Annotated in this window: 3 protein-coding genes; 2 read left to right on the top strand and 1 reads right to left on the bottom strand. The window is 71.7% G+C overall.

All coding sequences use genetic code 11. The annotated features are described in order from the left end of the window. The first annotated feature begins 156 nt into the window (after positions 1–156). The gene (locus D474_RS0111650) at positions 157–867 is read left to right on the top strand and encodes a sulfite exporter TauE/SafE family protein (protein WP_017613747.1); all 711 of its coding nucleotides are present in this window, start codon (positions 157–159) and stop codon (positions 865–867) included. Here D474_RS0111650 and D474_RS0111645 read toward each other — a convergent pair. Beyond that, the gene (locus D474_RS0111645; protein ID WP_017613746.1) at positions 851–1,891 is read right to left on the bottom strand and encodes a LacI family DNA-binding transcriptional regulator; all 1,041 of its coding nucleotides are present in this window, start codon (positions 1,889–1,891) and stop codon (positions 851–853) included. The genes D474_RS0111650 and D474_RS0111645 overlap by 17 nt on opposite strands. A gap of 266 nt (positions 1,892–2,157) precedes the next feature. On the opposite strand from D474_RS0111645, the gene D474_RS0111640 reads away from it, so the two are divergent. Then, positions 2,158–2,997 (top strand): acyltransferase (locus tag D474_RS0111640; protein ID WP_017613745.1); only part of this gene is annotated, 840 nt, incomplete at its 3' end.

The following is a 2,997-nucleotide window of genomic DNA, read 5'->3' as shown; positions in this document are numbered from 1 at the left end:
CGGCCGCCTGCGGCTGTGGAAGGGGTGGCCGCTGGAGTGGGACGGCCCGGCGCTGGTCGAGAAGGCGGCGCAGGTGGGCCGGGAGGTCGTCGCGCGGGCCCCCGTCACCCGGGTCCACCCGGCCTCCACCGAGCACCGGACACGGGGGACACAGCAGTGAGTTCCGGAGCCGTCGCGCTGTTGGCCGTGGTCGTGGCCGTGGCCGCTTTCGTCCAGGGCAGCAGCGGGCTGGGGTTCGCCCTGATCGTCGCACCGGTGGTGGGGATCGTCGCCCCTGGGGCACTGCCGGTGTTCCTCCTGGCGTTGATGGTCCCGCTCAACTCGTACGTGGCCTGGCGCGAGCGCCACTCGCTGGACATGCGAGGGGCGGGTTGGATCACGGCGGCCCGCCTGGCCTCGACACCCGCCGGGCTCCTCGTGCTGGTGGCCGTACCCGACCGCCACCTGGGTGTCCTGGTGGGCGCGGCCACGGTGCTGGCGGCGGTGGTCAGCCTGTTCGCGCCCGCTTTCGCGCCGGGGAGGCGGTCCTACCTGGCCGCCGGTGCGGTCACGGGCGTCACCGAGACCGCCACCGGGGTCGGCGGGCCACCGCTCGCCCTGGTCTACCAGCACAGGCCTCCCGCGGAGCTGCGTGCGACGGTCGCCACCTGTTTCCTCGCCGGCCAGATCGCCTCGCTCGGAGCGCTGTTCGTGTCCGGGCAGGCGCACACGCATGAGCTGGTGCCGGCGCTGATGGCCGTGCCCGCCGTCTGCCTGGGTGTGTGGCTGAGCCGGTTCGCCCACCGGTACCTCGATGCCGCACGCATGCGGATCACCGTCCTGGTGTTCGCCCTGGTCTCGGGGGCGGCGCTCATGGTCGGGCTGTGACGCGCAAGGACGAGGCCCGGGCCAGCACGGTGGGAGTCGGTGTGCGGAAGACGGTTCGGGAAGAGCCGCCGGCCAGGTGCTCCAGCAACAGTTCGACCGCGCCGGTGGCGGCCTCGTCCAGGTGCAGGTCCATGGCGGTCAGGGAAGGGTCGCACGTCTTGGCCCGGATCCCGTCGTAGCGGGTGACGACCAGGACGTCGTCCGGGACCGACCGGCCGCTCTCCACGACGGCCCGGACCGCACCCACCGCGAAGGTGTCCACCATGGCGCACACGGCGTCGATGTCCGGATGGTCCCGCAGGAGCTCGCTGCAGGCCTGGTACCCGGCCTGTTCCCCGCTGCTCTCGGGGGCCGTCGCGCTCAGGACCGGCCATCCGCGCTCGGCCGTGGCCTGCGTGAAGGCCTCCCGTACGTCCACGTAGGAATGGCGGTCCCCGTCCCCGGTGATGAGGGCCGGGCGACGGGCTCCCTGCTCCTGGAGGTGGTCCAGGAGCAACTCGGCCACGGCCCCTCCGTTCAGGTCCACGTACGGGACACCCTCGCCGGTCCCGACCTGGCGTCCCAGGGTCACGTACGGCAGGCCCCGGGCGGTCAGCTCCGCGACGGCGGGGTCGTTCCGGTCGGGTTCGACCACGATCGCGCCGTCGATGTCCACGGACTCGAGGCTGGAGCCCGACTCGACCGGGGGGACGAGCACCAGGGCGTAGCCGTGGCTGAGGGCGTGCTCGGCTGCGGCCGCGGCCACCTCCATGTAGAAACCCAACCGGGAACGGCCGCCGGCGACGGCCAACGGCATGGACGACGCCAGGGCGATGGTCCTGGCCTGGCCCCGGCGGAGCCGTTGTGCTCGCAGGTTGGGTCTGTAGCCCAGCTCTCCGGCGACCTGTTTCACCCTCTCGCGGGTTCTGGGGTCCACCTTGCCGATGCCGTTGAGCGCGTGGGAGACCGTCGTCCGGGACACCCCCGCAGTCTTGGCGACGTCGGCGATGGTGGGGCGCCCACCGGGCTTACCGGACGCGGGCATCGGTGCGGCTCCTCAGGTCTCGGGCTCGGGGTGCACTCATCGTAATCCGCGCGGACCGTAGTTCCCCCGGCCCATGGGGCGGACCCCAGGCGCCGAGCAGTGGCCGCCGGGAGGGTGTTCGGGACGTGTCGTTCGGGCGAACTTTCTGTGACCGAATCTGTGGGCAGAGCGTCGTAGGAGGTCGAGAGCGTAGTGTGCGACGCGTCATGGGCCCAGTCCGGCGTAAAGGGTTGAGGCCCCAAATAACGAAATGGTATCGGTGGGGGATGCGAGTCGACGAAACCCCCACGGGCGGCCCGGCGTCGACGAAACGCGCCCCGAACCACACCGTGGCCCCGGCGACGAACTGGATCGATCTCGCCCGGGTCTGCGCGATGGGGGCCGTCGTCCTCGTACACGCCTTCAGCCCGCTCGTGAGCACCACACACGCCGAGCTCGGAAGCCAGGCCTGGTGGGGCGCGCACATCATCGATTCCGCCCTGCGGTGGTGCGTGCCCGTCTTCGTGATGCTGAGCGGAGGACTGCTCCTCCGACCGCGCGAACACGAGGACGCCGCCACCTTCTACCGCAAACGGTGGGCCAAGATCGGCATCCCGCTCGTCGTGTGGACCGCCGCCTATCTGGCCTGGGAATGGTGGCGTGACGGCCTCGGCGCTACCGGTGCGCTCGAAGCGGCCTCGGCGGGCACCCCCTCGATCCACCTGTACTTCCTGTACGTCATCGCCGGCCTGTACCTGCTCACGCCGTTCCTGCGCACGGTCGTCGCCCACACCTCCCGCACCGGGCTGTGGTGGTTCGCCGGGCTCGCACTCGGCATCGGTGCGACCGACCAGCTCCTGGGCCTGGTCGAGGGGGTCGGCGGGTCGACCGCGGCCACCCAGTTCCTCCCCTTCCTCGGCTACTACCTGCTCGGATGGCTGCTGATGACCAGTGACCCCGGCCCGCGTGCGCTGCGGTACGGAGGTGTGATGTTCACGGCGGGCGTCGCCGGCATCGTGCTCGGTGCGTGGGCGGCCGCCGCCGCTGCGGGCGAGTGGGGCACCGGCGCCGAGTACATGTACGACTTCCTGTCCCCGCCGATGCTGATCGCGTCCGTGGGCGCCTTC

This window comes from Nocardiopsis salina YIM 90010 (genome assembly GCF_000341025.1).
In the GTDB taxonomy this organism is placed as follows: Bacteria; Actinomycetota; Actinomycetes; order Streptosporangiales; family Streptosporangiaceae; genus Nocardiopsis; species Nocardiopsis salina.
The sequence above is the reverse complement of the archived record's forward strand: the minus strand, read 5'-3'. Positions and strand labels throughout refer to the sequence as shown.